A 24,199-nucleotide genomic window follows, 5' to 3' on the forward strand; every position below is an offset into this window, starting at 1 on the left:
GATGCCCTATGCATTTGTTCAACATCCGTCTTTCAAACGCCAGTCCCAAGACCTTCTATCGGCTTCTTCTGGACAACCGATCATGCGCCCAGACACTCGCAGTTTGAATCTCGAGACACTTGAACGCCGCCAATTGATGGCAGCCGACATCGGCCCCGCGTCAGAGACCTGTTTCGCAGCGCCGCCGACAACCGCAGCACCGGACCAGCCGCTACATCCCACCGGGGCTTCAGGTTTCGGTGAAAATCTATCCACAACTGCCGATGGCTCTGCGGATGCAATCCGTTCCTTTGTCAGTGCGCCGCACACCCGAGCCCCCCTGTCGTTAAGCGACGGGGAAATGGGGCTCGTGCAACAGCATGGTGAACGGTTGTTTGCGGTCGACACCAACGCTTTCACCGACGAATCAACGCTGGTCGTTTATGCTGCCGACAACAGCATCATCACCGAAGTCGCGGTGGATTTTCGAGTCGAGCGAATGGTGGTCGATGGCGATCAAGTTCTGCTACTTAGCACCTCCGATCATGTGATCCCGCCAATGGCCGATCTGGCCGTGATCCAGGCCGACCAGGCAGCCGGGATCGATCCGATCCCCCCGATCCATTTTCCATGGGGTGCCCCGCAGATCATCGCCGTGACCGTCGTGTTGAGTAACACCGAACCGGAAATCGTTCGGCAAACGATTGACGGTCCACTTGGCAGTGTTGCCTACGACGCCGGAAACCTATCGATCGCGGTGGATCCAAACGCCGTCGTCTATTTACCGCACGGCGGTCCGACTTTGTCGATTCCGTCGGTGTTGACATCGTATCGTTGGACCGACGACGGCCTATCGCAACTGGGGACAGTCGACGCATTAGCCCCATTGGTTCCGACCGCACGCGGCAACGATGTGTTTACAGCAACGACCCACTCGAACTATCCGGGCATCTACTTGCCATGGATCGAGAACAGCGGACAGGATGGATCTGCTTTTTCACCGGAATCCTTGGTAACCCGGTACCGCTTGGACGCCAACCAAGTGGAACGAATGGACCAAATTTCCTTGGGCGATGGGCAACTGGTGTCGTTTCAAATTGCCGACGACGGTTTGACCGGAGTCGCTGTCCAAAGAATCGATGATGCGCAAGGCATGTCCACGTACGTGCATCTGCTTGATCTTTCGAATGATCGCATTGCGGTATTTGATACGACCCCTTGCTGGGCATCCAGGCGAACCTCTGGGAGGCCGATTCCGATTTCGTCGTTCTGCAAGACGCCTACTTGGGTCACTTGTTTGTGATTCAGTCAGACCAAACGATCGATATCGATTCCGAAAGCCGTGTGAGCCGTATTGAACTGCCCGCGGACAGTGACCCTTCGGTCCACTGGTTGCGGATGGGCGACACCCTGGTCCTCAGCAGTCAAACCTTCCCCCCCTACACTGCGACGACATCATCCATCGACCATCGGGACGCCCCTGGATCCCAGCCGATCGATCCAACGTCTTCATTGCGACATTGGGTCGATGGATTTGGTCAACCCACTTTGATCACGGTGGACCTGCCGTCCGCTACGATCATTGCCCAAACCGATCTGCCCCGGAACGATCTACCCCGGAACGGCGTTGCCACTGAATTGACGGCCATCGACGCCGACAACCAGAAGTTCGCTTTTATGCAGTTCAACGCGAAGCCGTTCCAAGCGGCTCCGGTGGTTCGATTTGGCCGCATTTCTAGCGATGGTAAATTCCTAGAAGACGGGCACTTTAGTATCACGGCGGCCATCGAATCCACGGTTTCCAGCGACGCTTTCACACAGCGGACCAGCGACACGCTGATTCGATACCCTTGGAACGATTACCTGAACCCAGTGACGCTTCCCTTGGGGCCTGCCACCCCGGTTTCGCTGGCAGTGGACGATACGTTTTCGTTGGTATCATCGGTCAGTGAGAGCGAATTGGACGTGTTGGCAAACGATCAATTGCACGAACTTTTCGGGCCGGCGTTCATTTCGTCACTGCTAGATGCACCGGAGGGAGTTTCGATCCACGGAAGTGGTCGATCCATTCAGGTGACGTCGCAGGCATTGCAGGGTATCGAAAGACTGAGTTTTCGTTACGTGCTGTCATCCAACGGCAAACAATCCATTGCCGACGTCGATGTCGACGTGGTCACCATGACCGAAGACGACGTGACTGCGTTGGTCGAAATGGCGTTGCAGCCAGTGGACGTCCAGGGCAACCCAGTCACCGAGATCGCCAATGGCCAAACGTTCTATCTGGAATGGACGGCCAAAGACTTGCGATCGGCGGGCGAGGGGGTTTATGCCGCTTTCTTTGATCTGGACCTGCCCTCGGACCGCCTGCAACTGACCGGCGAATTCCAACACCTGAATGATTTCAAAGCGCTGGGTGACGGCGGTGGGATGGATGGTGTACTGGATGAAATGGGGGTCTTCAGCAGCGATGTCGAGCATCCCGGAAATGAGCAACAAACGTTGCTGCGAATCGGCGTGATTGCGGTCGGCGTTGGCGATGTGTTGATCACCCCCACCGCAGCAGACGAACCGGGACACGAAATATTGCTACGTGGCCGGGACACCGAAACACCGGCTGAATCCGTACGCTACCTGTCGACCTCATTGACGATCACCGAAGCCCCCGTGTTTGACCCGTTGGACACAGACGAAGACGGTCAGGTCACCGCCGTTGATGCACTAAGGGTTGTCAATTTCCTGGGTCGGTACGGTGTTGCGCCGGTCGATGATCTGCCGCAATTGTTGGCAGCCGAAGAAACCGCCACTGGCATCAGCCTAGAGGAAACACGGCGACTAGATACCAATCAAAATGGCAGCATCACGGCACTCGACGCGTTGGTGATCATCAATCGACTGGGCCGGATTCCGGAAACGAGTGAAGGCGAAACCATCGGGTTGTTCGACGCGATCGATGAAATCAAGCCGATTGCCACTGGCGAATGAAAACCGACACCTGCCGCTGGACATCCGATCCCTGGGGGGCCGCGGGGACCGAATCGGAAAAAGCCCGTTTTCTCACTTGGCTGTTACGATTTTACGTGATCCGATAGATTGTGCGGTCTACCGAACGATCCATCAGATTCCCGCGTAAGTTCCGCCCATGCTTGTTTCACTGAAATGGTTGTCGAAATATATCGACCTTCCGATGAGCCACGAAGAATTGGCCCTACGGCTGAGCCTTTCGGGACTCAATCACGAGGAAACCACGGAAATCGGCGGCGATATCGTCATCGACCTCGAAGTGACCAGCAACCGGGGCGATTGCCTGGGGCATTTGGGCGTGGCTCGTGAAATTGCCGTACTGTACGGATTGGACGTCAAGACACCCGAGCCGAAATTGGCGCCGGGATCGACCAAGGTGGACACGTTGTTGTCGGTCGAGAACCGCTTCGTCGATGCCTGCCCGCGCTACACCGCTCGCGTGATCCAGGGCGTCCAAGTCGGACCGAGCCCAGCGTGGTTGGTCGAAGCCCTGCAGTCGGTGTTCTGGAAAGCGAAGGTCGATGGAACGATCGAACCGTACCAAAGCATCAACAATGTGGTGGATGCAACCAACTTTGTGATGATGGAATGTGGCCAGCCGCTGCATGCGTTCGATTATGCCAAAGTGGCGGATCAAAAGATCATCGTCCGTCCGGCAACCAAGGGCGAAACGATCGAAGCGATCGATCACCACAGCTACGAACTCGATGCGTCCAACTGTGTGATCGCCGATGCCAATTCGCCCCAGGCTGTCGCCGGAGTGATGGGCGGTGCCCAATCGGAAGTCACCGACGCCACCACAGATTTGGTGATCGAAGCAGCGATTTTCACGCCGTTGTCGGTTCGCCGGACAGCCCGTAAATTGAAACTGCACAGCCCTTCGTCGTTCCGTTTCGAACGCAAAGTGGATCCGGTCGGGGTCGATTGGGCATCGCGCCGGGTATGCGAACTGATCGTCCAGATAGCGGGCGGCACCGTTGCCGACGGCATCATCGACACCGCCCCCACGATCCCTGCTAGCCCGCCCGTCGTGCTGCGTTCCAGCCAATTGGAACGGATCCTGGGCATCAAGATCGATGCCGAAGAAGTACAGCGGATTTTGACCAAGCTAGGCTGTGTTGCCCAAGCCGCATCGGATGAATCCGGCACCTACGTGCCGCCGTCGTGGCGTCACGACCTGACGCGTGAAGCCGACTTGATCGAAGAGGTCGCGCGGATTCACGGGTACGACAAGATCCCCGAAGACTCACCGATTCCGGTCGCGCCGAGTTCGAAGCGTGAATTTGATACGGCGATGGAACGCGTGCGTCACGTGTTGACATCGGCAGCGATCAGCGAAGCGATGACGCCTTCGATCGTGACCGCCAAACTGGACGAATCGATCAGCCCGTGGACCGACCGATCTGCCCTGCAGACTGAAACCGCGATGTTGAAAGGAGCCCGGCGGCTGCGCCGAACTCTGCTGCCAAGTTTGATCGAAGGCCGCGCCAAAAACTGGGCATCCGCTTCGATCGCCGCCGACCTGTTTGAAATTGCACACATCTATTTGCCGAGCGAACCTGGCCAGGATGGCGACGACACACTGCCGTCGGAACAGTATTCGTTGGGCATCGTTTCGGGCCGCGACTTTTTCGAAGTCAAAGGAACCCTGGAAACGTTGTGCCTGCGGATGGGGATCGAAGATCGATTGACCGTTGATCCGATCGCACGCGCGGGCCTGGCCAAAGGTGGCGCGGTGGCACTGAAAATCGGCGACACCATGCTGGGCTATTTGGGGATCGTCGACCCCAAAACGCTGAAAGCCTGGAAACTGCCGCCACCGGTCGTGGTTGCCGAAATTTCGCTTCCTGCCCTGCTAGAACTCTCTTCGCTGGTACCGCAGCAAAGAGCGGTCAGCATGTTCCCATCGGTCCAGCGCGATTTGAATTTTGTCGTCGCCGAAGCGGTCCGCTGGGCCGAACTGGAAAACGTCGTCCGCGACGCCGTCGGCGATTCGCTGGCCGATGTGACCTACCGCGAGACGTACCGCGACCCTCAAAAGGATGGTCAGGGACGCAAACGAGTTCTGCTGTCCGTTCAACTGCAGCGTCACGACCAGACCCTCAGTGGTGAACAAGCGGACGCATTGATCGGAAAAGTCGTCGACGAATGCGGCAAAAAGCTGTCCGCTGAACTATTGTCATAGGGGTCGATCCGACGGTCCGGACAGTTCATCGGGCGCCGGACGGACTCTGTGAAAATGACTTTGACGGCGCCTGACTGTATGCAACCTTCGTCCCCCCCTGATATTTCGCCTCGCAATGACCTGCCGTCCGCCGATATGCCTGCCCTAGATCCACCGCCGGTCGCGACCGATCTGTTTCTGGGCATCGACGTGGGCGGAACCAACGTCAAAGTGGGCCTGGTTGACGGATCCGGGGTGCTACACGCCAAAGCGTCCACAGCGACCCCACCGCTGAAGACACCCGATCGAGTGTTTCGATACGCGATCGATTTCGCGATCCGTACGATGCGCCATTGGGACCGTCCGATCGATGATTTGATGGCGGTGGGCCTGGCCGTCCCCGGCGTCCTGGATACACGCGAATTTCAGCTCCGCGAAGTCGTCAATCTGCCCGGTTGGCTTGGTCAGCCGTTGCGAGACATCTTGGTCGATACCTGCCAACGGCCGGCGATGGTGGTCAATGATGCGAACGCCGCTGCGTATGCCGAACACTCGCTTCGCAAACTCGGGGACCAATCACTTGCCCTGGTGACGTTGGGAACCGGCATCGGCGCTGGCGTGGTGACCGCCGGGCGACCGCATGGCGGGGACCATGGTTGTGCGGGGGAAGTCGGACACATTGCAATCGAATTTGGCGACATGGCATTGCCGTGCACCTGCGGCAGTCGCGGGCACTTGGAATCGTATGCGGGTGCCGCTGGCGTGATCGCACGACTGCGGGCATCGATGCCCGAGGACTACCAAACCAACAGCGACCAGATTGATCGCGACCAAATCAGCCGAGACCTTTACGCCGGCCAACCCTGGACACCGCGATCGATCGCGATGGCCGCCGCGGATGGCGATGCACTGTGCCTACAGATCATTGACCAGACCGGTGACTATGTCGGTCGCGCGATCGGCATGTTGGGCCAGACCTTGGATCCGGCCGTCGTGTTGCTGGGCGGCGCGATGACGTTCGGTGGCGACCAAACATCGACCGGACGTGGTTTCCTAGAACGAATTCGACGTTCGGTTACCGACACTACGTTGGTTCAAGTCGGTGGTAACATACAGGTCGAATTCGCATCGCTCGGCAACGACGCCGGCACGCTGGGCGCCGCCATGGTGGCCAAAAATCTAACCTAGACCTAAGCACTGATGACTACCAATCCCAATGAACGGATCGCATGCCGGATTTTCTCGCGTGCCTCCGATGCCTCGGTCGCTGTCGCAGCCGAAATTGCTGACCTGATCCGATCCCAAGCTGCCAGCGGCAAGAATGCAGTGCTGGGGCTAGTGGCCGGTTCATCGCCGGTCAACGTCTATACCGAACTGGTACGCCTGCACCAAAATGGTGAACTGTCGTTTGCGAACGTCGTGACGTTCAATTCCGACGAATACCATCCGATGCAACCAACCGAACTGCAAAGCATTTCGCGGTTCATGCACGAACACCTGTTCGATCATGTCGACATCGATCCAGCCAACGTGCACATCCCCGACGGCACCGTCGCGAAAGAACATTCGCCGACTTACTGTGCCCATTACGAACAACTGATTCGCGATGCCGGCGGGATCGATCTGCAATTGCTGGGGATCAATCGCGCAGGACACATCGGGCTGAACGAACCCGGATCCGATCGCGGATCACGCACTCGATTGATCACCCTGGACCAGCCGACACGGACTGATGCGGCAAGCGATTTCTTTGGTGCCGAAAACGTTCCTCGTCACGCGATCACGATGGGTGTCGGTACTCTGCTGGATGCCCGCCGCGTGCTGTTGTTGGCGTTCGGCGAAGGCAAAGCTGACATCGTCGCACGTACTGTCGAAGGGTATGCCGGCGCCAACGTTCCATCCACGTTTCTGCAGGATCACCCCAGCGTCGAAGCACTGCTGGACGATGCCGCGGCGTCGCGTCTGACGCGGGTCCAGTCCCCATGGCTGCTAGGCGAAGTTGCCTGGGACGACATCACAACACGCCGCGCCGTCATCGATCTGGCCGAAGGCGTGGGCAAAGCGATCCTGAAACTGACCGATGCCGATTACAACGAACACGGACTGCAGGATCTGTTGGCGGCTCACGGCAGCAGTTACGACATCAACCTGCGTGTCTTTCGCAATCTGCAGTCGACCATCATCGGATGGCCCGGTGGCAAACCAGAACACCGCAAACGACCAGGCGACCGCCCCGGGCATCGCGACGACATTTTCCCCAAACGTGTGATCGTGTTCTCGCCGCATCCGGACGACGACGTGATTTCGATGGGCGGCACTTTGATTCGTTTGGTGGACCAGGGGCATGACGTTCACATCGCCTATCAAACGTCCGGCAACATTGCCGTGTTCGACGAAGACGCGTTGCGGTTCGCGGAGTTCGTCGAGGACTTTTGCACCGAATTCGGAATCCAGGCAGGCGGTTTGGAAGCGATCGCTCATCACGTTGACGAATTCCTGCGGAACAAGAAATCCGGGCAACTCGATAGCGAAGAAGTGCTTCGGATCAAGGGTCTGATCCGGCGCGGCGAAGCCAGGCAAGGTGCACGCTGCTGCGGAGTCCCCGATGCCAATCTGCACTACCTTGATTTGCCGTTCTACCAGACCGGACGGATCACCAAGCGACCGCTGTCGGACGAAGACGTCGGCATCACGGTCGACCTGCTGCGTCAGATTGAACCGCACCAAATCTATGCCGCCGGCGACCTGTCGGATCCGCACGGGACGCACCGCACGTGTCTGTCGGCGATTCTGCAGGCCTGTGTGATTTGCCAGAACGATCCCTGGTACGAAGCCTGTGCGGTTTGGATGTACCGCGGTGCATGGCAGGAATGGGCTCCACACCAGATCGAGATGGCGGTCCCGTTGAGTCCGCAGGAAGTGGCCAGAAAGCGAGTGGCAATCTTCAAGCACGAATCGCAAAAGGATCGCGCTCTGTTTCCGGGATCGGATTTACGTGAATTCTGGCAGCGGGCCGAAGCACGCAACGCCGACACCGCCCGTCGCTACGATGAACTCGGGCTGGCGGAGTACGCCGCGATCGAAGGCTTCGTTCGCTGGGACGGAAGCACCGGAATCGAACTGTAGACTTGCTGAACCAGTGGTCCGTCGAGGGCAACGGAGCAGCGCAAGCATCTACCCGATGGTGGCCAATCGCTGGCCTCCGACGACCTGTTCGCCGACCTTGACGTCAATCGACTGGATCGTGCCATCGGCTGGCGATGCGACTTCGATCTCCATCTTCATCGCTTCCAGAATCAGAATCGGGTCTCCCTCGCGGACCACGTCACCAGGCTCGGCGATCAACTTGAAAACCGCTCCTGGCATCTGGGCGGTGACGTTGGTTGCGGTTGCTGATGACGTGCTGGGCGCCGCGGAGGATCCGCTGCTGCGGGGCCGCATTTCGACTCGGTAAACCTTCCCGTCGACGGTTGCCGTGTTGCCTTCGAACGCCATGAAGACTTCTTTGCCGTTCACGGTGACCGTGTATTCCGACGGACCGCCGCTTGTCGGTGCGGCTGTTGGTCCAGCCGGTGCGGGGCCACTCGCTTTGGCAGCGTCCGGATCGATCTTTCGAACGCCAACTTCCGCGTCGCCTTTCAGGAAGCGAATCCCTTTTTCTTTGCAGGCAGCCGCGATGAAGATATTCTCGTCCGTGGTCGGCAGCCCCTCTGCTTCAAGAATCTTTTTCGTCGCAGCGATCCCCTTGTTGGGATCGGCATCGTTCAGCTCCAACACCGGCCGGGTCGTCGGGTCCAATTTCAGTTGTTTCATGGCCAGCCTGACCACATCGGCATCCGGTGCGACCGGCGTCTTGCCGAAATACCCGAGGACCATTTTTCCGTAGGGTTCGGCAATCTTTTTCCACGGACCGAACATGACGTTGTTGAACGCTTGCTGGAAATAGAACTGCGAAACCGGTGTCACCGAAGTTCCATAGCCGCCTTTGCGAACCACATCGCTCATCGCTTGGATGATTTCGGGATACTTGTCCATGATGCCGTTGTCACGCAGCATCTGAGTATTCGCCGTCAACGCGCCACCCGGCATCGGGCTCCATGGGATCAACGGTTCGACCGCGGTCGCTTCGGGCGGCAGAAAGTAGTCCTTCATGCAGTCCTTGAACACTTCCTCGGCCTCGCGAACTTTCTCGACATCGACATCCAACTCGTACTCCGTCCCTCGCAGTGCGTGCCACATCACCAGAATATCCGGTTGGCAGGTTCCGCCGCTGCAGGGTGCCATCGACAGGTCGATCGCATCCGCTCCGGCATCGATGGCGGCCTTGTTGGCAAGCACACTGACGCCAGCGGTTTCGTGAGTGTGGAAGTGGATGAAGGTGTCCTTGGGAAGCATCTTCCGTGCGGCGCGAATGGTTTCATAAACCTTCGACGGCACGGCGGTTCCCGACGCATCTTTGAAACAGACCGCATCAAACGGGATATCGGCATCCAGAATTTGCTGCAGAGTCGACGCATAGAAATCAGCGTCGTGTGCACCGCTGCATCCCGGTGGCAGTTCCATCAACGTCACACAAACCTGATGCTTCAGCCCCGCATCGACGATGCACTGTCCGCTGTAGATCAGATTATTGACGTCGTTGAGCGCATCGAAGTTGCGGATCGTCGTCATGCCGTGTTTTTTGAACAAGTCGGCGTGCAGTTTGACGATATCACTGGACTGCGAATCCAGGCCAACGACGTTCACGCCACGAGCCAGGGTCTGCAGATTCGCATCCGGACCGGCGGTCGCACGGAATGCGTCCATCATGTCGAAGGCGTCTTCGTTGCAATAGAAATACAGCGATTGGAAACGAGCCCCACCGCCAGCTTCCAACCATTGGATCCCCGCATCACGAGCCGCTTCGACCGCTGGCAAAAAATCTTTCGTAAACACTCGGGCGCCATAGACCGACTGGAAGCCGTCGCGAAACGCCGTGCACATGAAGCGAATTTTTTTCATAGCTGGAACAGATGGCGGCGAGGGGGGGGAAGAAGGAATCGATGAAGAAGCAGAAATCAGAGACAAAGATCAGGGCAAGCTTGCTTCGCACTCGCCTAGCGAACTGACACCAGCGAACTGACACCAGCGAACTGCGACATCAACCGGCAACGACTACTGCAGCACCGACCACAGTACACCTGCGGCGATCGCACTGCCGACCACACCGGCAACGTTGGGAGCCATCGCGTGCATCAACAAGAAATTATGCGGGTCTTCTTTCTGACCCACCATTTGAACCACGCGTGCCGAATCCGGCACCGCCGATACTCCGGCGGCACCCACCAACGGGTTGATTTTGTCGGTCAAGAACAGGTTCATGAACTTGGCAAACATCACGCCACCGGCGGTTGCGACGGCGAACGAAAGAGCACCAAGACCAAAGATCAACAGCGACTGAGGTTTCAAGAATGTGTCCGCCTGCGTACTAGCGCCCACACTGAACCCGAGCAAAATTGTGATGATATCGATCAGTGCTGTGCGAGCCGTATTGGCCAATCGCTCGGTGACCGTGCTCTCTTTCAATAGATTGCCGAAGAACAGCATCCCCAGCAGCACGATCGCACCTGGTGCAATCATCGTGGTGATCAAAAACGCCACGACAGGAAAAATCATCCGTTCGCGCTTCGAAACCTGGCGTGGTGGCTTCATGCGAATCAGACGTTCTTCGCGGGTCGTCAGCAACTTCATGATGGGCGGCTGAATGACCGGCACCAGCGCCATGTACGAATATGCTGCGATCGCAATCGCACCCAACAAGTGCGGCGCCAGTTTGGCGGACAAAAAGATCGCCGTCGGGCCGTCCGCCCCGCCGATGATCCCGATCGCACCGGCCTCTTCGAACGTGAAGTCCAAGAACAGCGCCCCAAAGAAGGTCAAGAACACGCCGATTTGTGCAGCGGCACCCAACAACACCAATTTGGGATTGGAAAGCATCGTCGAAAAGTCGGTCATCGCGCCGATGCCCAGGAAGATCAGTGGCGGATAAATGCCTTGCCGCACCCCAAAATACAGATAGCTAAGCACGCTGCCGGGCACGTATTCCACTTGACCATCGCGAAGAATCCATTTGGCGTCTTCGTAGACGCTAAGCGCCATCCCTTCGACAATCGGGATGTTACCGACGATCGCGCCCATACCGATCGGGACCAATAGCAATGGCTCGTAATCTTTGCGGATCGCAAGCGTGATGAAGAACAAGCCGATCACGATCATGATCGCGTTGCCCAGCGTCATCGACGCAAAGCCGGTCGTCTTCAAAAATTCAAACAGGATGTCCATCAGGAATTTTTTGATCCGTCAGTGGATTTTTGGCTGTCGCTGTAATGTTGCAATTCGCTATGCAACACAAATCCGATCGCGGCCAAGACTGCGCCATCGTCGGCGACATGGCTTTCGGGGTGCGACGTTTCGCGGTGACTGTGATCGACTTCTGGCCAGATTCGGTCCAGCAACCGCATCAACGTAGGCAGCGATGCGATGAACAGCGACAACAGGACCAGGGCAGCAAAAACGATCACCAGCCCAGCAATCGCGATTGCCAGCCCGCGACCGTAAACCGATTCAGCCAGGATCGGCACAGGCGTCAGATCCAAAAAAGGTATGGGCACAGCAGGTCATTGGAAGGAGGGTAGGGGGGGCGACCGCAGCCAGCACCCCGCCTGATCCATCGGCGATGGCCGATATCAGCGGGCAACCGGCTGCTTCGGGCGTAGCTGGCCGATCCGTTTTCGTAACGAGGATGGGGTGCGGATCAACGTCTCGGAAGATCGCGTTTACGAGGATATAGCATGGCAGGACGCCGATCATCCCCCACTAGCCCCGTGAACCACTACAATTTTCGAATCGGTGTTGCCGCAGACACGGATCACGCAGATCGAATCGAGCTGACCGCTATCGGTGGTGTCAGCGATTTCTTCTCTCATCTGATTTCGGACCACTCGTGAAGACTCCTTCGTATCAGCCGATCGAACGCAGCCGAATGCTGCCAAGAATATCGTTCCGCTGGATGTTCGCGCTGACGACTTTGGGCGCCATCTTGGCGGCCGTCGCCAAAGCCGCAGGCAGCGGCGCGTCATTCGCCGTCGCGTTGATGGTCACGATCGGATTTATCGGGACCTGCTTTGCACTGTTTGTGTTGATCTTCGCGATCACCTTGGCCGTATCGTCGCTGTGGTACCAACCGGTCGACGATACCCATCAGGGCAGTCCCTTTGCCGCCGACCAATTGCCACCGCAGATTTTGCCACCACGGGAGGGACGTTCATGATTCGCCTAGGATGGTGCCGGAAAAAAGTGTCCACTGCGTTCCTGGTGGGCTTGGCGGTTGCCTTCCTGCTAGCGGCCGGTGTTGTCGGCCTCCCTGCGCAGGCGGCTGATTCGATCATCGGGGACCAAATGCCACCCGTCCAATTTCCCAACTCGGGTGGCAAGACGGCAGGTTTTCGGTGTGACCTAGTCTTCGGACGCGTTCCATCGGTGGGCTACGTCCCCGTCGAAATCACGCTGACGGCCACGGGAACCTTTCCCGCCGATCGCCAATTCGTGATCCGGATCACCACCAGCAAGACCGGAAACGCACCGCCCGCAGGCGGGTTGCGAATCGATCTGCCAATCGGCGTAGACCAAGGGGCCAGGACCGTTTCTGTCAAAAGGTACTTTCCCAAATGGAACGTTGGCGAATCGCTCGACATCGCCGTGCTGGAAAACGGGCGACCGCTCGAAGACTATGCAACTTCGATTGGGCAGAACTTGCCCGGCTCGGCCTACCGGTTTCATCAGGTGTGCGGAACCGAACGGTCGATCAACTGGTGCTTGATCAGTTCCGACGACGTTGTCACGGTCCAAACGATTCCCGACATCCGTCCGGTGATTGTCGATCTCGTGGACAACGGAGACTTTCCAGATAAGGCGGCAGACCCAAGCTTTTGGTCGGAGATGATCAACAACAGCTGGATGTCCGCGATTGGGCAATCCGAACTCCCAACCGATTGGCGATCCTATTCCCAGCATGATGTTGTATTGGTCAGCCCTGAAACGATCGACAGGATTCGATCCAACCGTGATGCCTTTGCCGCGCTTCGCCAATGGGTGCTGATCGGTGGGACCCTGGTCGTTTACGAAGCCCCGACCCCCAAAGCCTGTTTCGAAGCATTGAGGTTCCCGTGGGATCCTGATCCGAGCATGGATCGCCAAGTCAGACTTTACGCCAATCAAGTGCAAGGCCAAGCCAACGGGTCACAAGCGTCCCAAGCATCGGAACTGCAAGCGCTGCAGACGTTGATCCAAGTGCTTCAACGGACCGGGCGAAAGACCTTGAACGTCGCTGATGTCGCTGATGTCGTTCGCCAAAATGCGGCGGCCCCAACGCTCGACAATGACATCGAAATGGATGCGGAGATGGGTGGATTCACTGACCAGATCGGTAACGATCCCGCCGCACCTACCAATGGGATGCTTCCGTCATCGATTCGCGTGGAAAGCAATGGTCAAGAGTATTGGTTTGACAACGATCTGAAATCTGCGATCGAAGCGGAAGCAAAACTAAGCGAGCTTATTCGTGCCGCAAAACAAACCAGCCAGGTACTGAAGGCCGCGGATTCATCGATATATTTCCAACCCGTTGGTGCAGGACGCGTCGTCGCGATCAACGATGGCGTCGACGATCCCGCGTCCAGATTGCGCTGGGCGGTCGTGCGGCGAATGTTGGGGTATCGGATATCGCCCATGCTTCGAAACGGAGTCGATCCGATGCTAGGGGACCAGCGGTTTGACCGTTGGTTGATTCCCGGGGTGGCTCAACCGCCCGTCTATACCTTCATGGGCCTATTGGTTGGATTCGTGATTTTGGTGGGGCCGGTGGCTTACCGTAAAACGGCCAAGGCCGGGCGCAGTTACCTGATGTTTGCGATCGCACCCGTTCTAGCGACACTGACCACGGTCGCCATGTTTTCCTATGGAATCATTTCGGACGGATTCGGTTCGACTGCCCGCGTGCGACAGATCACTCTGGTCACCGGTGACACGGGGGATGGAGGCGAACGGGTTCGCGCCAGCTATTTTGCCGGTGTTCGCCCCAGCGATGGCATCCGCTTCCCAGCCGAATCGGAAGTGATGCAGTATCCCGAAAACTCGGACCGCTCTTGGCGGCAAGCCTTCCGACGATCCGCGTCGATCATCGGCGACGTCACGATCGACGATGTATCCCAGCGATTTGATGCATCGTTTTTGCCGTCGCGTCAACAACGTCAATTTGTGCTGCACCTGCCCCGGCCAGGCATCGGCCGATTGGAATTGAACCGGTTGGACGACACCGGTTCGATGGAAATCAAGAATGGATTCGGTTTCCCACTTTCCATCGCGCTTGCGCGTGGCAGCGACGGCAACTATTGGGCGGCCCTGCGTTTGGCTGCTGGGAAAACACAAGAGGCACGGCCCATCCGAACGCGATTAGCGGCTCAGATCTTGGGAAAAATGTACAACGACTATCGCCCCATTTCGGTCACGAAACAGTCCAACGCGTCTTACCGAAATTACAGCAGCGAAATTTTCGACTTGTTGGCGGACATCAACCGAAGCTTCGAGTCAGGGAACATGACAACCGAGGGCACCTTCGAAAAACAGCTGCAACAAAGTTTGCAAACCGACGGCGAACTGCCCAAGGGTTCCTTCATTGCCTTGGCTGCCCCCAGCAGCGATGTGATCGCGATCCCGAATGCCCAACTGGTCGACAGCGTCCGGTACGTCCTGGGCACTCTGCCATCCGCCCCATCCCCTGATGACAAATAGCCGTTTGACCATGAACGACAACGTGAACTCGGTCACCGCGACCGATACCGTATCCGCATCGACGCCCCGGCGTGCCAATGGCACGCCGGTGCATGTCGGTTCGGATGACTGTATCGAACTGCGCCGGCTGCATCGTTTTTTTGGCAAGACGAAAGCGGTCGAAGACATCTCGTTCAGCGTACGCCGAGGACATGTGTTCGGATACATCGGCCCCAACGGCGCCGGCAAAACGACGTCGATGCGAATTCTGGCAACGCTGGATCTGCCCAGTTATGGGGACGCTTACGTCGATGGTTTCTCGGTCATCAACGACCCCGAACTGGTGCGTGGTCGACTGGGGTTCATGCCCGATTCGTTTGGCACCTATCGCGATGTCAATTGCCAGGAATACCTAGACTTTTTTGCTCGCGCCTATGGGTTGGTCGGTCGACATCGCACCGACCGTTTACGTTGGGTGATGAATTTCACGGGTACCGAGGGGATGGCTGAAAAGCCGATTCGCGGCCTTAGCAAAGGGATGAAGCAGCGTCTTTGTTTAGGTCGGGCGCTGATTCACGACCCCGCGGTGATGATCTTGGACGAACCCGCAGCCGGATTGGACCCGCGAGCCAGGATTCAATTGCGAAAGATGATTCGCGAACTGGCCGATCGCGGAAAAACCGTCTTGATCAGCAGCCACATTTTGACCGAACTGGCCGAAATGTGTGATAGCGTCGGGATCATCGAACAAGGAAAGTTGCTGGCCACCGGCAGCGTCGACGACATCCAACGCCAACGTGAATCCAGCCGCGAACTGAAGATTCGAATCCTGGATCGGGCTGCCGCTGCTAGCGAATGCCTGTCTACGATCGATACGGTTTCCGGCCTGATCGTTGACGGGCAATTGGTCAAGTTCGAATTCGCCGGTGACATTCACGATCAAGCCGCCCTGGTCTCTCAATTGGTCAGCCAGGGGTTTCAGGTTGCCGAGATCGAATCCCACAAAAAGAGTCTCGAGGACGTTTTCCTGCAAGTCACCGAAGGGCTGGTGCAATGACCACTGTCGACACAACATTGCCAACCACGCCATCCGATCCGACGCGGATGGACCGGGTCGATGCGTGGTGCGAACGTATCGGTGACGCGTTGAATCCGATCCTGGTCAAAGAGACCCGCCAAGCGCTGAAAAGTCGCCAATTTGTCGGCACGTTTTCGGTGTTGTTGGTGGCCGCGCTAGCGTGGACCATCATCGGCAGTTTGTCGATGATGCCGCAGATCTATACGTCGCCGTCGGCGCCTCGGATGCTGATCGGATACTACTTGGTGTTGGCTTTGCCGATGCTGATTGTTGTTCCCTTGGCCGCGTTCCGTTCACTCGAAGGCGAAATCGATGACGGCACGCTGGAACTATTGTCGATCACCGTGCTTAGCCCGTGGCAGATCGTGCTGGGGAAATTGGCCAGCGCGATGTTGCAAATGCTGCTGTACTTTGTGGCTCTGTTCCCGTGTGTCGCCTACGCCTACACGCTTCGCGGCGTCGATTTGCCCACGACGTTACTGATGATGGGAATGCTATTGGTAGCCGGTGTGGTGTTGACCATCGTCGCCTTGTTTATGGCACCGCTTGCGCGGACGCGAACCGGTCGGATCACGACCTTGTTGGCCGTCATGATGTTGCTGCTGGGAGCCGAATGGATGGTTGGTTTTCTAGTGATCGGAATGATCCTGGAAGGCAACCCATTGACGTCCGACCAAATGCTGTTCGTCGTGACGGCAACGATCGGTATCTCGATCACCGCGGGGCATCTCTTATTGACGGCAACCGCCGGACAGTTGACGCCCGAAAGCGAAAACCGGTCCACTCATTTACGTGTTTCGTTGATGATTTTGAGCGCGGTAGTCGCCGGACTGGGTGTGTTGGGCGTGCGAATGCTGGGGATGGCCGGGTTTGTAACGTTGACGTTTTTCGCGATCTTCCTGGCCGGTTTGTGGACCTTATGCAGCGCGATGATCGTCGCTGAATCGTCCGTGATGACGCCACGAATTCGGCGTGAACTTCCCAACAGTCTTCTGGCCCGCGCCACGCTGACTTGGTTGACCCCGGGGCCTGCTAGCGGATTGGTTTTTTCGGTGGTCAATATCGTTGTGATCACGACAGGGTTTGTCATATCGATCGACTTGTTGGGTGCTCGCAACGGGACGTTCGGGCCGCCGGTCATGTACATGGCAATGCGGCAGTTGTGCGTCGCTTACGCCGCCTATCTGATCATTTTCCTGGTGGGAAGCCGCTGGCTGGTCGCCCTAATCCGAACTCGCAGCAACCCACGCGTCGAAGTGGGCGTCGCGGCGGTGATTGCGTTGGCGATGCTGTCCGCGTTGATCCCCTATGCCGTCGGCCTGCACTTCAACGATTATCGATCCTTTTCTTATTCCGGTTGGCAAATCACGAACTGGGCTTGGACGCTGGCGGAAATTGGCAATCGCGGAAACCTTGACACGATCGTTTCGATTGTGGTTGTCGTGGCCGCGCTGTCGTTTTTTGCGTCGGTCTTATTGTCACCGTCGTTAGTGATGCCAAGACGGATCGCCACGCCCGAACTCGTCAAAGCGGAAAAAGAAGGTTGATGATCTGCAGATCTCGCAGTGACAACGCGGCCAAGGGATGGCGATCCAACGAACGACGTCGCTTCAAGGACGAAAGTCGTGGTGGTGGGATTCACCTGGTATCGCCGCTGGGAAGAACTTCGGGCGACCGTCGCTGCATCCGAACTCCATTCGGCGATAGCAATCGAATCGGAGCCCCTAGACGGCGGCGTGTTGGGGTGTGGGCATCCCATGGATGCGCCTAGAATGCAGCCACAGCGGGCGACGACGATTAGGTGATCGTCAAATCGGCACAGTTTCTTATCCCCTTCACGCGAAACGTCGTATGTCATCGGATCTTCCCCCACCATCGCAAGATCCTTCGGGATCCTCGGAATCGCAGGACAACAATCCGGCCCTTCGTGCTCGCGTGCCAGACAGCGTCGCCGACGGTTGCTTCAGCACCGGTGCGATCGTCATGACGGGTCCTAGCGAATACATCGTCGATTTCCTGCAGACCATCGGCCGCCCGCACAAAGTCGCCAAGCGAGTGGTGATTCCGCATCCGGTCATGCCGCAGTTTATCGAGGCACTGAAAAAAAACCTGGACCTTTACCAGGGACGATTCGGGGCCCCCACCCCGCCGCCGCAACAACCCCCGAAACCTGGCCAGCGGCGGCCGACTCCGCAGGAAATCTATGACGATCTAAAGATCCCCGACGAAGCACTTAGCGGCGTGTACGCCAATGGTGTGATGATCGGTCACGGGGCCAGCGAGTTTGGGCTCGATTTCTTGACCAGTTTTTTCCCTCAGTCGGCCGTCAGTGCTCGCGTGTTCGTCGCCGCTGGCCAAGTTCCACGACTGTTGGAATCGTTACAGGGCGCCGTCAAACAGTTGGAACAACGCCAACAGGGCAATCCGCCGCCCGCGGATCCGTCATCGGAATCATCCCCCGAACCGCCGGCCAACCCGCCCCCCGAAGCCTAGGCAATTGCAATGACCGATTCGAATGACCTGCCATTGATGCAAAATCTGCCTTGCGCGAGATTGCCGACCGACGAACCCATCGTCCTGGGTAGCGGATCGCCGCGGCGGGCCCAACTGATGACCGCAGCCGGCTATCCGTTCACCGTGCAAGTTGCATCGGACGAAGCCGAGTGCGGGATGTGTAGTCGTGAAACGGCGCCCGAAATGGTGGCTCGATACGCCTATCGAAAAGCGGCCGAGATCGCGACGCGCATGACGGCCGACAAGGACACCGGCCTGATCATCGCCGCCGATACGGTGGCATCCTGTGTGGGACAGATCCTAGGAAAGCCTCGCGACCAGGAACACGCCGAGTCCACTCTGCGCCTGCTCAGCGGACGCCGACATGACGTCTACACCGGCGTTTGCGTCTGGTCCGTGAAACACGGCAAATGCGTGGTCGATGTCGTTCGCACCGAACTGATGATGAAACCGATCAGCGAACCGATGCTGGCCGATTATCTGGACACCATGCTGTGGGAAGGCAAGGCGGGCGCCTTCGGATACCAGGACGGAAATGACTGGCTTTCGATCATTGGCGACGGCAGCGAGAGCAATGTGGTGGGGCTTCCGATGGAGCGATTGGCAGAATTACTGGAAAATTTCGACTCATTAGCCGAAACCGTTATTACCGGAAGTACCGAACCGCTGGGGCAGAGTCGTCGCAATTGTTAAACTGCGGCATTGAAGTAAAAGGTCCTGGTTCATATTCACCTTTCCCCCTTTCACCGGTATGGAATGATGTTGCGACCCGATCGATTTGGATGGCCTGTGCTTGGCCTGGGCCTTGGCTTCGCGATGGCTTGTTTGACCACAGGTGCGTCTGTCGCATCCGCGGACAACTACGCGGACAAGATGTTCAAGGTAAAGTCCCATGACTTCCGCACCGTCGGCCGCGGTACCAAGTCCGAATATCATTTTGAATTCACCAACCCGTACAACGAAGACGTTCACGTCTCGGGGGTTCGAACCAGTTGTGGGTGCACAACACCGACATTGACAAAAGACACGCTGAAGACGCACGAAACCGCCGCCGTCGTGGCGAAGTTCAACACCAGCACGTTCATTGGCCAGAAAGCGGCCACGGTCACGGTCGTCTTTGATCGGCCTAAGTACGCCGAAGTCCAGTTGAAGGTTAGCGGTTTCATTCGGACCGACATTACCTTCGATCCGCCCGAGGTTGCCTTTGGCGAAGTTCCCGCCGGTGCCGAACGCGAGCGTGATATCTTGATCACGCACAACGGCAACACGAACTGGGAAATCATCGACGTCCGAAGCCACTGCAGCAATCTTCGCGTACGACTGGAACCGGCTCAGCGTACCCCTGGGAAAGTTCAATATCGCATGCAAGTGCGAATGGACAGCGAAATGTCCGAAGGCGAAATTCGTGAACGGTTGACTTTGATCAGCAATGATCGCAGCTTCCCAACGACTGAGATGTCGATCTCGGGACGCGTCCGACCAGCGGTCAGCGTTTCACCGGCCGCCGTCAGTTTGGGTACGACCCAATTGGACAGCAAGGTCGAAAAGAAATTGATCGTTCGCGGGGAAGAACCTTTCGAAATCAAAGACGTGCAATGTGCCGACGAACGATTCAAGTTCGAAGTACCGATTGGGTCCAAGAAATTGCACTTGGTCAAGCTGGTCTACAGTGGCGACGGTACGGCCGAGCCGATTTCACAAGAAATCCGCATCGTGACCGACCTGCCCGGCGATCGCGCAGCGTCCTGTATCGTCACCGGGACGATCGCAAACTAGTTCGATCCAGCTGGCATTTTGGCTCAAAGTGCGACTTGCGATCAACTAGAATAGTCGCCTTGGGTCACCCCTGGCTCAAAAGTCGACTATTCGATCACGAGTCCTTTATGCTGATCCGATTCTGTGTCACCGCAATCATGGCCGCCTTGATTTTCGCAAGTGGCTTTGGTTCACGCATCGATGCCGCCATCATCACGCCCGGAAACATCCTGGTCATGGATGTGAACACCGGCAACCTTCGCGAGTATTCACTCAGCGGAGTGTTCGAACAGTCCTTCAGCGTCACCGACGACGCCGAAGCGGCAAGTACCGAACAGCATCGCGACGTTGCGGTCGACGTCTTGGGCAACGCCCATATTTTCAACGGGACCTTCACTCCGTCGCTTTCGACGATCGATACCGCGACCAATACGCAAACCGATCGAACGGGGCCGGATTCCGGCTTCGCAAGCGCGTACACCACCGGTCGGGGCGGAATCGCAGCAATCGGCGAATCGGTTTTTGTGGCGGATGCGCCAGTCGGTGCTCGATCAGACAAAGGCATCATCCGGTTTGACGCAGGGTCTGGATTTGCATCGACGCGGTTTGCGACGGACTTCATTCCCAATGACCTGACCTTTGGCCCGGACGGAAAGCTGTACGCCTTAGGCACGGAGTCATCGGGAGCGACCTCCACCCCAAACCTTGTCAATGTTTATGATCCCACCACACTTTTGAGACTGGATCAATTGACGTTGCCGGCGGCGACGTCCAATGAATCACTCCGCGGTCTCGTCTCGGACGGACAAGGAAACTACTTTGCTGTAGTTTCCGATGGATCGATCATCCGGCTGGATGCGGCGGGCAATATCGTCAACGCGTTTCTGTTTAGCGACGCAACCAGTTCGACACATCTGTTTGATATCGACATCGATGCCATGGGAAATCTGGTCGCCAGCGGTGAAGACGGGCGGGTTTACCTGACCAACACCCATTTCGATACGCAGAGTTCGTTCTTTGCGACGACCGCACCTTTGTCGCCATCCCCGCAATTGTATGTGTCGTTCACGACAGCGGTCGTGGCGGTTCCCGAACCCACTACGATGGTCGCTTTATGCGGCTTTGCGCTGATCGCCGCCTACCGCGGCGGTCGCCGGGTCGCCAGACGATAGCGTCGGCGCTAAACTTGTTGTCTGCCGTTTACCATTCGCAGGCTCTTGTTTGATATGCACCTATGAGCGTCAATCCGATCGACCTATCCCATTACGGCCTTCACCCTACCGAAATCATTCACAACGCGACGCCAGCTCGGCTGTACGAGTTTGCGATTACCGGTGGCCACGCGGTGATTGCCGCCTCTGGCGCCCTGGCCACGCGAAGTGGTGACAAGACGGGCCGCAGTCCGAAAGACAAACGGATCGTCGATCACCCCGATTCATCGGGCGACATCTGGTGGGGCGACATCAACATTCGGTTGACCGAGCGGTCGTTTGCGATCAATCGTCAGCGTGCGATTGACTATCTGAACACGCGCGACCAAATCTTTGTGTTTGACGGTTTCGCCGGCTGGGATCCCAAACACCGATTGAAAGTTCGTGTGATCGCCGAAAGTGCCTATCACGCACTGTTCATGCACAACATGCTGATCCGGCCGACCGACCAACAGTTGGCCGAATTCGGCGAACCCGACGTGGTGATCTTGAACGCCGGATCATTCCCGGCCAATCCCTACACCGCGCAGATGACCAGCACGACCAGCATCGATCTGTCGATCGAACAGGGCGAGTTTGTCATTTTGGGAACACAGTATGCGGGCGAGATGAAGAAGGGCGTCTTCACGGTGATGAACTACTTGATGCCCAAACGCGGTGTGTTGAGCATGCACTGCAGCGCCAACCAAACCGATGCCGGTGACCTAACACTGTTCTTTGGTTTATCCGGCACGGGCAAAACGACGCTATCGACCGATCCGGCACGGCAGCTGATTGGCGATGACGAACATTGTTGGACCGATGACGGTGTCTTCAACATCGAAGGCGGCTGCTACGCCAAGGTGATTCACCTAAGCCAGGAAAGCGAACCCGAAATCTTCAATGCCATCCGATATGGATCGGTGTTGGAGAACGTCGTGTTTGATGAGACGACGCACGAGGTGAATTACGATGATGCTTCGATCACAGAGAATACACGGGTTGCCTACCCGATCGATTTCATCGAAAACGCCAAGATCCCCTGTGTCGGACCTCACCCCAAGAACATCATCTTTCTGACTTGCGATGCCTTTGGCGTGCTGCCACCGGTATCCAAACTTTCCACCGAACAGGCGATGTACCACTTCATCAGCGGTTACACAGCCAAGACGGCTGGCACCGAGATGAACATCGACGAACCTGTGGCAACCTTCAGCGCGTGCTTCGGCGCCGCATTCTTGGTTTGGCACCCCGCGAAGTATGCCGAACTGTTGGCCGAACAGATTCGCAAACACGGCGCGAACACATGGTTGGTCAACACCGGATGGGCAGGCGGCCCGTACGGCGTGGGCAAACGCATGAGTCTGAAACACACGCGATCGATCATCGATGCGATTCACAGCGGTGAATTGGCCGATGGCGAAACGCGAACCGACCCCATGTTCGGCTTGGAAGTGCCCGTGTCATGTTCGGGTGTCCCATCAGAAATCTTGTGGCCCAAGGATTTGTGGGCCGATGGGGAATCGTACGACGGATCCGCACGACGTCTGGCAGACCTGTTTCGCAACAACTTCAAACAGTTCGAATCAGGTGCCAGCGACGCCATCTGCGGTGCCGGCCCCACAGCCTAGTTTCGCGGTGAGTCCACGCGAAGCAAGAATCGATCGTGTCACCAAGTGGGCATCGCCCCCAGCGCAGGATCGTTTCACCGCGTGGGCAACGCCCCGTGCGTCCACGTCATGGAAACGCGCGGCCCGGTGGGCACGCGGTTAAACGACGAGGGGAGAGCACGCTCCGGTCGCTAGATCGTTTCACCGCGTGGGCATCGCCCCGTGCGTCCACGTCCTAGAAACGCGCGGCCCGTTGGGCACGCGGTTAAACGACAGGGGAGAGCACGCCGCGGTCGCTAGATCGTTTCAGCGCGCGGGCATCGCCCCGTGCGTCCACGTACCGAAACGCGCGGCCCGGTGGGCACGCGGTTAAGCGACAAGGGCAGAGCACGCCCCGGTCGCTAGATCGTTTAACCGCGTGGGCAACGCCCCGTGCGTCCACGTCCTGGAAACGCGCGGCCCGGTGGGCACGCGGTTAAACGACAAGGGGAAAGCACGCCGCGGTCGCCAAATCGTTTAACCGCGCGGGCATCGCCCCGTGCGTCCACGTACTGGAAACGCGCGGCCCGGTGGGCACGCGGTTAAACGACGAGGGCAGAGCACGCCCCGGTCGCCAAATCGTTTAACCGCGTGGGCATCGCCCCGCGCGTCCACGTCCTGAAACGCGCGGCCCGGTGGGCACGCGGTTAAACGACAGGGGGAGAGCACGCCCCGGTCGCTGAATCGTTTAACCGCGTGGGCATCGCCCCGTGCGTCCACGTCCTGGAAACGCGCGGCCCGGTGGGCACGCGGTTAAACGACGAGGGCAGAGCACGCCCCGGTGCGTCAGATCGTTTAACCGCGTGGGCATCGCCCCGTGCGTCCACGTCATGGAAACGCGCGGCCCGGTGGGCACGCGGTTAAACGACAGGGGAGAGCACGCCCCGAGCGTCAGATCGTTTCACCGCGTGGGCATCGCCCCGTGCGTCCACGTACCGAAACGCGCGGCCCGGTGGGCACGCGGTTAAACGCCAGGGGAGAGCACGCCCCGGTCGCCAAATCGTTTAACCGCGCGGGCATCGCCCCGTGCGTCCACGTCCTG

Annotated in this window: 18 protein-coding genes; 15 read left to right on the plus strand and 3 right to left on the minus strand. The window is 57.8% G+C overall.

Annotated features, from left to right (window positions below; translation table 11 throughout):
* The first annotated feature begins 82 nt into the window (after positions 1 to 82).
* The 5 genes from K227x_RS20260 (at position 83) to K227x_RS20280 (ending at position 8,290) form a co-directional block, all read left to right on the plus strand.
* On the plus strand, positions 83 to 1,282 hold the full coding sequence (locus K227x_RS20260) for a hypothetical protein (protein ID WP_145172370.1): 1,200 nt from the start codon (positions 83 to 85) through the stop codon (positions 1,280 to 1,282).
* A complete protein-coding gene (locus K227x_RS20265; RefSeq protein ID WP_145172372.1) occupies positions 1,198 to 2,961 on the plus strand; it encodes a dockerin type I domain-containing protein in 1,764 nt (587 codons plus the stop codon). Before K227x_RS20260 ends, K227x_RS20265 begins: the two co-directional genes overlap by 85 nt.
* Positions 2,962 to 3,118: 157 nt before the next feature.
* Positions 3,119 to 5,185 carry a phenylalanine--tRNA ligase subunit beta gene (gene pheT / locus K227x_RS20270; protein ID WP_145172374.1) on the plus strand — a complete coding sequence of 689 codons (2,067 nt, stop codon included), beginning with the start codon at positions 3,119 to 3,121 and terminating at the stop codon, positions 5,183 to 5,185.
* 78 nt (positions 5,186 to 5,263) lie between these two features.
* Positions 5,264 to 6,352 carry an ROK family protein gene (locus K227x_RS20275; protein ID WP_246145992.1) on the plus strand — a complete coding sequence of 363 codons (1,089 nt, stop codon included), beginning with the start codon at positions 5,264 to 5,266 and terminating at the stop codon, positions 6,350 to 6,352.
* Positions 6,353 to 6,364: 12 nt separating this feature from the next.
* Positions 6,365 to 8,290: a glucosamine-6-phosphate deaminase gene (locus K227x_RS20280; RefSeq protein ID WP_145172376.1), complete on the plus strand. Its 1,926-nt coding sequence runs from the start codon at positions 6,365 to 6,367 to the stop codon at positions 8,288 to 8,290.
* 48 nt (positions 8,291 to 8,338) lie between these two features.
* On the opposite strand, the gene K227x_RS20285 is transcribed toward K227x_RS20280, so the two are convergent.
* From K227x_RS20285 to K227x_RS20295, 3 genes are all read right to left on the minus strand, one after another.
* The gene (locus K227x_RS20285) at positions 8,339 to 10,165 is read right to left on the minus strand and encodes a biotin/lipoyl-containing protein (RefSeq protein ID WP_145172378.1); all 1,827 of its coding nucleotides are present in this window, start codon (positions 10,163 to 10,165) and stop codon (positions 8,339 to 8,341) included.
* A gap of 153 nt (positions 10,166 to 10,318) precedes the next feature.
* Positions 10,319 to 11,485 (minus strand): sodium ion-translocating decarboxylase subunit beta, encoded by a 1,167-nt coding sequence (locus K227x_RS20290; RefSeq protein ID WP_145172380.1) that lies wholly within the window; start codon positions 11,483 to 11,485, stop codon positions 10,319 to 10,321.
* Positions 11,485 to 11,814: an OadG family protein gene (locus K227x_RS20295; protein ID WP_145172381.1), complete on the minus strand. Its 330-nt coding sequence runs from the start codon at positions 11,812 to 11,814 to the stop codon at positions 11,485 to 11,487. The genes K227x_RS20290 and K227x_RS20295 overlap by 1 nt, the downstream gene beginning before the upstream one ends.
* Before the next feature lie 213 nt (positions 11,815 to 12,027).
* On the opposite strand from K227x_RS20295, the gene K227x_RS31470 reads away from it, so the two are divergent.
* The 10 genes from K227x_RS31470 to pckA all read left to right on the plus strand — a co-directional run bounded on the left by K227x_RS31470 (position 12,028) and on the right by pckA (position 23,139).
* Positions 12,028 to 12,150, plus strand: coding sequence for a hypothetical protein (locus K227x_RS31470; protein ID WP_261343409.1), 123 nt, complete (start codon positions 12,028 to 12,030; stop codon positions 12,148 to 12,150).
* Complete coding sequence (locus K227x_RS20300) at positions 12,147 to 12,473, plus strand: hypothetical protein (protein ID WP_145172383.1); 327 nt, start codon at positions 12,147 to 12,149, stop codon at positions 12,471 to 12,473. The genes K227x_RS31470 and K227x_RS20300 overlap by 4 nt, the downstream gene beginning before the upstream one ends.
* Positions 12,470 to 14,992 (plus strand): hypothetical protein, encoded by a 2,523-nt coding sequence (locus K227x_RS20305; RefSeq protein WP_218933404.1) that lies wholly within the window; start codon positions 12,470 to 12,472, stop codon positions 14,990 to 14,992. Before K227x_RS20300 ends, K227x_RS20305 begins: the two co-directional genes overlap by 4 nt.
* A 10-nt stretch (positions 14,993 to 15,002) precedes the next feature.
* Positions 15,003 to 16,028 (plus strand): ABC transporter ATP-binding protein, encoded by a 1,026-nt coding sequence (locus K227x_RS20310; protein WP_145178182.1) that lies wholly within the window; start codon positions 15,003 to 15,005, stop codon positions 16,026 to 16,028.
* Positions 16,025 to 17,596 (plus strand): ABC transporter permease, encoded by a 1,572-nt coding sequence (locus K227x_RS20315; protein ID WP_145172387.1) that lies wholly within the window; start codon positions 16,025 to 16,027, stop codon positions 17,594 to 17,596. The genes K227x_RS20310 and K227x_RS20315 overlap by 4 nt, the downstream gene beginning before the upstream one ends.
* Positions 17,597 to 17,900: 304 nt before the next feature.
* A complete protein-coding gene (locus tag K227x_RS20320) occupies positions 17,901 to 18,542 on the plus strand; it encodes a DUF3467 domain-containing protein (protein WP_145172389.1) in 642 nt (213 codons plus the stop codon).
* A gap of 9 nt (positions 18,543 to 18,551) precedes the next feature.
* Positions 18,552 to 19,256 (plus strand): Maf family protein, encoded by a 705-nt coding sequence (locus K227x_RS20325; protein ID WP_145172392.1) that lies wholly within the window; start codon positions 18,552 to 18,554, stop codon positions 19,254 to 19,256.
* 63 nt (positions 19,257 to 19,319) lie between these two features.
* A complete protein-coding gene (locus K227x_RS20330) occupies positions 19,320 to 20,339 on the plus strand; it encodes a DUF1573 domain-containing protein (protein WP_261343410.1) in 1,020 nt (339 codons plus the stop codon).
* Between the two features lie 107 nt (positions 20,340 to 20,446).
* Positions 20,447 to 21,490: an NHL repeat-containing protein gene (locus K227x_RS20335; RefSeq protein WP_145172394.1), complete on the plus strand. Its 1,044-nt coding sequence runs from the start codon at positions 20,447 to 20,449 to the stop codon at positions 21,488 to 21,490.
* Between the two features lie 62 nt (positions 21,491 to 21,552).
* Positions 21,553 to 23,139 (plus strand): phosphoenolpyruvate carboxykinase (ATP), encoded by a 1,587-nt coding sequence (gene pckA, locus K227x_RS20340; RefSeq protein ID WP_145172396.1) that lies wholly within the window; start codon positions 21,553 to 21,555, stop codon positions 23,137 to 23,139.
* Positions 23,140 to 24,199: the final 1,060 nt, after the last annotated feature.

Source organism: Rubripirellula lacrimiformis (genome assembly GCF_007741535.1).
In the GTDB taxonomy this organism is placed as follows: Bacteria; Planctomycetota; Planctomycetia; order Pirellulales; family Pirellulaceae; genus Rubripirellula; species Rubripirellula lacrimiformis.

What these genes read in the sequence shown, in the direction of transcription:
- K227x_RS20330 (WP_261343410.1), top strand. Translation starts at nt 19,320, where the DNA reads ATGATGTTGCGACCCGATCGATTTGGATGGCCTGTGCTTGGCCTGGGC.
- K227x_RS20335 (WP_145172394.1), top strand. Translation starts at nt 20,447, where the DNA reads ATGCTGATCCGATTCTGTGTCACCGCAATCATGGCCGCCTTGATTTTC.
- K227x_RS20315 (WP_145172387.1), top strand. Translation starts at nt 16,025, where the DNA reads ATGACCACTGTCGACACAACATTGCCAACCACGCCATCCGATCCGACG.
- K227x_RS20285 (WP_145172378.1), bottom strand. Translation starts at nt 10,165, where the DNA reads ATGAAAAAAATTCGCTTCATGTGCACGGCGTTTCGCGACGGCTTCCAG.
- K227x_RS20325 (WP_145172392.1), top strand. Translation starts at nt 18,552, where the DNA reads ATGACCGATTCGAATGACCTGCCATTGATGCAAAATCTGCCTTGCGCG.
- K227x_RS20310 (WP_145178182.1), top strand. Translation starts at nt 15,003, where the DNA reads ATGAACGACAACGTGAACTCGGTCACCGCGACCGATACCGTATCCGCA.
- K227x_RS20320 (WP_145172389.1), top strand. Translation starts at nt 17,901, where the DNA reads ATGTCATCGGATCTTCCCCCACCATCGCAAGATCCTTCGGGATCCTCG.
- K227x_RS20275 (WP_246145992.1), top strand. Translation starts at nt 5,264, where the DNA reads ATGCAACCTTCGTCCCCCCCTGATATTTCGCCTCGCAATGACCTGCCG.
- K227x_RS20260 (WP_145172370.1), top strand. Translation starts at nt 83, where the DNA reads ATGCGCCCAGACACTCGCAGTTTGAATCTCGAGACACTTGAACGCCGC.
- pckA (WP_145172396.1), top strand. Translation starts at nt 21,553, where the DNA reads ATGAGCGTCAATCCGATCGACCTATCCCATTACGGCCTTCACCCTACC.
- K227x_RS20280 (WP_145172376.1), top strand. Translation starts at nt 6,365, where the DNA reads ATGACTACCAATCCCAATGAACGGATCGCATGCCGGATTTTCTCGCGT.
- K227x_RS20290 (WP_145172380.1), bottom strand. Translation starts at nt 11,485, where the DNA reads ATGGACATCCTGTTTGAATTTTTGAAGACGACCGGCTTTGCGTCGATG.
- pheT (WP_145172374.1), top strand. Translation starts at nt 3,119, where the DNA reads ATGCTTGTTTCACTGAAATGGTTGTCGAAATATATCGACCTTCCGATG.
- K227x_RS20305 (WP_218933404.1), top strand. Translation starts at nt 12,470, where the DNA reads ATGATTCGCCTAGGATGGTGCCGGAAAAAAGTGTCCACTGCGTTCCTG.